This is a genomic window from Burkholderia sp. E168m23, assembly GCF_016586125.1.
Taxonomy (GTDB): domain Bacteria; phylum Pseudomonadota; class Gammaproteobacteria; order Burkholderiales; family Burkholderiaceae; genus Burkholderia; species Burkholderia orbicola.
Map to the genome: position 1 here is coordinate 1 of NZ_BCPP01000412.1, position 5,922 is coordinate 5,922.

The following is a 5,922-nucleotide window of genomic DNA, read 5'->3' on the forward strand; positions in this document are numbered from 1 at the left end:
CGCCGTAGCACGCTGCTGGCGGGCGCGGCTCGACCGCGCGGCACCGGGCCAGCGCAGGCGCCGACGCGCCAGGACAGGGGAGGCCGCCGGTTGGCTTACGTTTCCAACAACAAACGTAATAACTTCGTATAGCATACATTATACGAAGTTATACGAGAAGAACGCGACCGCGATACGCAGCAGCTTGCGGGCGGAGAAATTGACGCCGGCCGCCCAGCTGGCCGGCATGCCGTCGCGCAGCGCGTTGCCGTACAGCGCGCCGGCGACGATGCCGACGATCAGCGGCGACAGGCCGAGCCCCGCGATCGCGGGAAGCTCGGACAGGCTCGTGACGGCGGCGGCGAATAGCGCGACGAACAGCACGCCGTTCAACTGGCCGCGCATCGACGACGCGGCGTGGCTGAGAGGGGGAGTCGGAGCAGTGGACATGGAGCACCGTGATGGAGCGTGTGGCGATGGTGTAATCCTAATTTCGTTATATCGATATGAAAAATTGTGATTTGTGACATAAACTATCCAGAAAGCCGATAATTCCCCTCCATGACCCCGGATCAACTGATAACCTTCGCCGCCGTCGCCGAGCATCTGAACATCAGCCGCGCCGCCGTGGCGCTGCATCTGTCGCAGCCGGCCGTGTCGGGCCAGTTGCGGCTGCTGCAGGACGAGTTCGGCGAGCCGCTGTACCAGCGCGACGGCCGCGGCATCCGCCTGACGCCGGTCGGCGAGCAGCTCGCGCAGTACGCGAAGGCGCAGCGCGACACGTTCGCGCAGGCGCGTGCGTTTCGCGACGCGGTGCGCGGGCTGGAAGCCGGCACGCTGCGCATCGGCGCGAGCACGACGCCCGCGAGCTACCTGCTGCCGTACCTGATCGCGGCGTTTCAGCCGCACGCGCCGCGTGTGTCGATCCAGACGATGAGCGGCAATACGGCCGACGTGGTCGCGGCGCTGCCGTCGCTCGACATCGCGCTGATCGAAGGGCCGCCCGGCGAGGCGCTGCCGCCGGGCACGGCCGTGCACGCGTGGCACGAGGACGAGATCGTCGCGATCGTGCCGGCCGGCCATCCGCTCGCGGCGCCCGGCTACGACGCGGGCGTGACGCTCGACGCGCTGGCCGCGCATCCGCTCGTGCTGCGCGAGGCGGGCTCCGCGGTGCGGCAACTCGTCGAGCGCGCGTTCGCGCATGGCGGCGCGCCGATGCGCGTCGCGTTCGAGATCGCGGGGGTCGAGGCGGTGAAGGAGGCCGTGCGCGCGGGGATGGGCGTGGGGTTCGTGTCCGCGATGTCGCTGCGTCACGAGGATGCGGCGCTCGTGCCGCGCTCGCTGGCGCCCGCGCCGCTCACGCGGCATTTCTCGATCCTCGTGCCGCATGGCGGCGCGCCGTCGCGGGTCGCCGCGCAATTCCTCGAAATGAGTCTCGCGCAGGACCTCGCATAGGCGCCGACACCGTGCCGGGAACGCGCGTTGCGCGCTGGCGGACGCGTATTCACGGGACAACGGGGCCTTAGGGATTTCCTCTATGGCGTGGGTCCGAAGCGAAGCGCACCATCCGTCTCAAGCAAATGGAACCGGTTCCATTCCGGTGAAAAAGGGCAACATGGCAGACATCGTGATCGTGGCGAGCGCATTCGGGATGGACCGGGTGCGCCAGGAGGGCCACAGTGCATTCATCGCGACCGTGGCGGCATCCGGCGCGGCCGGTTTCGAGGTGCGGCGCGAACTGTTCGCGTCGGACGACGATACGGCGCCCGGCGCGCTGGCCGCGCTCGGCGCGCAGATCGCCGGCCACGGACTGTGGTCGGTCTATTCGACCCCCGACGCGCTGTATACCGAAACGGGTGCGCTCGACGTCGACGCCTTGCGCGACGCACTCGCGCAAGCCGACGCGCTCGGCGCGCGCTTCGTGAAATTCCAGCTCGGCGGCTTTGCCGGCGACGCGCATGCGGCCGAGATCGTCGCGCTGTCGCGCGGGGCGCGGGCTCGCGTGGTGGTCGAAAACGGCCAGCCCGAGATCGGCGGCGCGTTCGTGCAGTTCCGCGGGCTGTTCGACGCGCTCGCCGATGCCGGCCTGCCCGATGCGCTCGGCATGACGTTCGACATCGGCAACTGGCAGTGGCGCGGTGAAGCGCCGCTCGACTGCGCGCAGGTGCTCGCGCCGCACGTGGAATACATTCATTGCAAGACCATCGAAGGCGAGGGCGCGCGTCGTTTCGCCGTCGCGCCGGCGCCGAACGATCCGCTCGTGACCGGCGTGCTCGCGGCGCTGCCGCAGCACGCGCCGCGCGGCATCGAGTTCCCGTTCGACGCGGCCGACCTGGCCGGCGATGCGTGCCGGCGCGTCGCGTGGCTCGCGACCGCGTGACCACGTGACCGCAGCAGGATTCTGAGGAGTTCAGTCATGAAAGCAGCACTCGATGTCGTGACCTACGGCGAAGCGATGGCGATGTTCGTCGCGACGGAGCCCGGCCACCTCGCGCACGCCGGGCAATTCGCGAAGCGGATCGCCGGCGCCGACCTGAATGTCGCGATCGGCCTGTCGCGGCTCGGTTTCCGGGTCGGCTGGATGAGCCGGGTCGGCCGCGATTCGTTCGGCCGCTACGTGCTCGACACGCTGGCGCGCGAGGGCATCGACGCGTCGTGCGTGACCGTCGACCCGCGCTACCCGACCGGTTTCCAGCTGAAGTCGCGCAACGACGACGGCAGCGACCCGACCGTCGAATATTTCCGCAAGGGTTCGGCGGCGAGCCACCTGTCGTGCGACGACTACGTGGCCGACTACGTGCTCGGCGCGCGCCACCTGCACCTGACCGGCGTCGCGCCGGCGATCTCGGCGACGTCGTGCGAACTCGCATTCCGGCTCGCGCGCGAGATGCGTGCGGCCGGCAAGACGATCTCGTTCGACCCGAACCTGCGCCCGACGCTGTGGCCGTCCGCCGACGTGATGGCGAAGACGCTGAATGCGCTCGCGACGCTCGCCGACTGGGTGCTGCCGGGTCTCGCCGAAGGGCGGCAACTCACCGGGCACGACAGGCCGGCCGACATCGCGGGCTTCTATCTCGCGCAGGGCGCGCGCGGCGTCGTGATCAAGCTCGGCGAGCAGGGCGCATATTTCCGCACGGCCGACGGCCGCGAAGGCACGGTCGCCGGCGAGCGCGTCGACAAGGTCGTCGATACGGTCGGCGCCGGCGACGGCTTCGCGGTCGGCGTGGTCAGCGCGCTGCTCGAAGGGCGCAGCGTCGAGCAGGCGGTCGCCCGCGGCAACCGGATCGGTGCGCTCGCGATCCAGGTGATCGGCGATTCGGAAGGATTGCCGACGCGCGACGCGCTCGACCGGCTCGAAAAGGTCAGCAATCACGCCGATCGCTTAGAGGAAACCGTCACCGCGCAATGAGAGGCCGGACACGGCACAATCCGCGGATCCATTTCGTGCGCGACGCACAGTAGTTTTGTTCGAGGCCGGGCAGGCGCCAGTGCGCCCACTCCGGTCCATATACGGAGACACTCTCATGGCAGCCAATCTCGCAGCCCGTCGGTGGTGGACGATCATGCCGATCGTCTTCATCACCTACAGCCTCGCTTACCTCGATCGCGCGAACTACGGGTTCGCGGCGGCGGCCGGCATCAACCAGGATCTCGGCATCAGCAAGGGCCTGTCGTCGCTGATCGGCGCGCTGTTCTTCCTCGGTTACTTCTTCTTCCAGATTCCCGGCGCGATCTACGCGGAACGCCGCAGCGTGAAGAAGCTCGTGTTCGTCAGCCTGGTGCTGTGGGGCGGCTGCGCGGCGCTGACCGGCGTGGTCAGCAATATCCCGTCGCTGATGGCGATCCGCTTCGTGCTGGGCGTCGTAGAGGCGGCCGTGATGCCGGCGATGCTGATCTACATCAGCAACTGGTTCACGAAGAACGAGCGCTCGCGCGCGAACACGTTCCTGATCCTCGGCAACCCGGTCACCGTGCTGTGGATGTCGATCGTGTCGGGCTATCTCGTGCATGAATTCGGCTGGCGCCACATGTTCATCGCCGAAGGCGTCCCGGCCGTCATCTGGGCCGTGTGCTGGTGGTTCCTCGTGCAGGACAAGCCGGCCGATTCGCCGTGGTTGAGCGCGCAGGAAAAGCGCGACCTCGACGCCGCGCTCGCGGCCGAGCAGGCGGCGATCAAGCCCGTGCGCAACTATGGCGAGGCGTTCCGTTCGCCGGCCGTGATCAAGCTGTGCGCGCAGTATTTCTGCTGGAGCATCGGCGTGTACGGCTTCGTGCTGTGGCTGCCGTCGATCGTGAAGAACGGTTCCGACCTCGGGATGGTCGCGACCGGCTGGCTGTCCGCGCTGCCGTACCTCGCGGCGACGATCGCGATGCTCGCCGCTTCGTGGGCATCCGACAAGGTCGGCTCGCGCCGCGGCTTCGTGTGGCCGTTCCTGCTGGTCGGCGCGGCCGCGTTCGCCGCGTCGTATGCGCTCGGTTCGTCGCATTTCTGGATTTCGTACGCGCTGCTGGTCGTCGCGGGCGCCGCGATGTACGCACCGTACGGGCCGTTCTTCGCGATCGTGCCGGAACTGCTGCCGAAGAACGTCGCCGGCGGCGCGATGGCACTGATCAACAGCATGGGCGCGCTCGGCTCGTTCGTCGGCTCGTACTTCGTCGGCTACCTGAACGGTGCGACCGGGTCGCCCGTCGCGTCGTACGCATTCATGAGCGCCGCGCTCGTCGCCGCGGTGATCCTCACGCTGTCCGTCAAACCCCAGGCGCGCGATGCGCATCCGCTCGCCGCGCCGCTGCAAGGAAAATGAAACAATGAAGCCCCGTATCGTCGCGTACAAGCCGCTGCCCGATGACGTTCTCGCGTACCTGCGCGAGCATGCGGACGTCGTGCAGGCCGACGGCGCCGCCGCGCTCGCCGCCGCGCTCGGCGACGCGGACGGCGCGATCGGCGCGAGCCTGAAGGTCACGCCGCAGATGCTCGATCGCGCGCCGCGGCTGAAGGCGTGGTCGACGATCTCGGTCGGCTACGACAACTTCGACGTCGCCGATTTCACGCGGCGCGGCATCGTGCTCGCGCATACGCCGGACGTGCTGACCGAGTCGACGGCCGATACGGTGTTTTCGCTGATCCTGGCCTCCGCGCGGCGGGTGGTCGAACTGGCCGAATGGGTGAAGGCCGGCCACTGGCATCGCAGCATCGGCCCGGACCTGTACGGCACCGACGTGCAGGGCAAGACGCTCGGCATCGTCGGGCTCGGGCGGATCGGCGGCGCGGTCGCGCGCCGCGCGGCGCTCGGCTTCCGGATGCAGGTGCTGTACGCGAACCGGTCCGCGCATGCCGAGGCCGAGACGCAGTACGGCGCGCGACGCGTGACGCTCGACGCGCTGCTCGCGCAGTCGGATTTCGTGTGCCTGCAGGTGCCGCTGTCGCCCGACACGCGCCACCTGATCGGCGCGCCCGAATTCGCGAAGATGAAACGCGGCGCGATCCTGATCAACGCGTCGCGCGGGCCCGTCGTCGACGAAGCCGCGCTGGTCGACGCGCTGCGCGCGGGGACGATCCGCGGCGCGGGGCTCGACGTGTTCGAGAAGGAGCCGCTGCCGGCGGATTCACCGCTGCTGCGGATGAAGAACGTCGTCGCGCTGCCGCATATCGGCTCGGCGACGCACGAGACGCGCCATGCGATGGCGCGCTGCGCCGCGGAAAATCTCGTCGGCGCGCTGGCCGGCACGCTGCGCACGAATCTCGTCAATCCGGATGCGCTGGCGCACGCCTGAGCCGCCCGAGGCAACCGGCCGGCACGGTACCGGCGCCGTTAGAGTCGATGATCTTGGTGCCGGAGGGCTGGCTGCGTTATGATCGCCCGCGCTCGTCGTATCGACGGCCGGCCACGCGGCCGGCGGCGTCGCGCGACGGGCATCCGCGCCAGGTCCGGTGCGGCCGAC

5 protein-coding genes and 1 pseudogene are annotated in these 5,922 nt (G+C 69.0%); 5 read left to right on the top strand and 1 reads right to left on the bottom strand.

The features are described from left to right. Positions 1 to 156: 156 nt before the first annotated feature. A pseudogene (locus JMF90_RS40155) lies at positions 157 to 618 on the bottom strand (YeiH family putative sulfate export transporter); the annotation flags it as partial. On the opposite strand from JMF90_RS40155, the gene JMF90_RS20580 reads away from it, so the two are divergent. From JMF90_RS20580 to JMF90_RS20600, 5 genes are all read left to right on the top strand, one after another. Then, a complete protein-coding gene (locus JMF90_RS20580) occupies positions 541 to 1,434 on the top strand; it encodes a LysR family transcriptional regulator (RefSeq protein ID WP_027806089.1) in 894 nt (297 codons plus the stop codon). The pseudogene JMF90_RS40155 and the gene JMF90_RS20580 sit on opposite strands and share 78 nt — an antisense overlap. A 160-nt stretch (positions 1,435 to 1,594) precedes the next feature. After that, positions 1,595 to 2,359: a TIM barrel protein gene (locus JMF90_RS20585; protein WP_125380651.1), complete on the top strand. Its 765-nt coding sequence runs from the start codon at positions 1,595 to 1,597 to the stop codon at positions 2,357 to 2,359. A gap of 36 nt (positions 2,360 to 2,395) precedes the next feature. After that, on the top strand, positions 2,396 to 3,388 hold the full coding sequence (locus JMF90_RS20590; protein ID WP_011549754.1) for a sugar kinase: 993 nt from the start codon (positions 2,396 to 2,398) through the stop codon (positions 3,386 to 3,388). A gap of 115 nt (positions 3,389 to 3,503) precedes the next feature. Beyond that, entirely contained in the window at positions 3,504 to 4,784 is a 1,281-nt protein-coding gene (locus JMF90_RS20595) for an MFS transporter (protein ID WP_006475964.1), read from the top strand. Between the two features lie 4 nt (positions 4,785 to 4,788). After that, positions 4,789 to 5,754: an NAD(P)-dependent oxidoreductase gene (locus JMF90_RS20600; protein WP_125380652.1), complete on the top strand. Its 966-nt coding sequence runs from the start codon at positions 4,789 to 4,791 to the stop codon at positions 5,752 to 5,754. Positions 5,755 to 5,922 lie beyond the last annotated feature (168 nt).

What these genes read in the sequence shown, in the direction of transcription:
- JMF90_RS20595 (WP_006475964.1), top strand. Translation starts at nt 3,504, where the DNA reads ATGGCAGCCAATCTCGCAGCCCGTCGGTGGTGGACGATCATGCCGATC.
- JMF90_RS20580 (WP_027806089.1), top strand. Translation starts at nt 541, where the DNA reads ATGACCCCGGATCAACTGATAACCTTCGCCGCCGTCGCCGAGCATCTG.
- JMF90_RS20585 (WP_125380651.1), top strand. Translation starts at nt 1,595, where the DNA reads ATGGCAGACATCGTGATCGTGGCGAGCGCATTCGGGATGGACCGGGTG.
- JMF90_RS20590 (WP_011549754.1), top strand. Translation starts at nt 2,396, where the DNA reads ATGAAAGCAGCACTCGATGTCGTGACCTACGGCGAAGCGATGGCGATG.
- JMF90_RS20600 (WP_125380652.1), top strand. Translation starts at nt 4,789, where the DNA reads ATGAAGCCCCGTATCGTCGCGTACAAGCCGCTGCCCGATGACGTTCTC.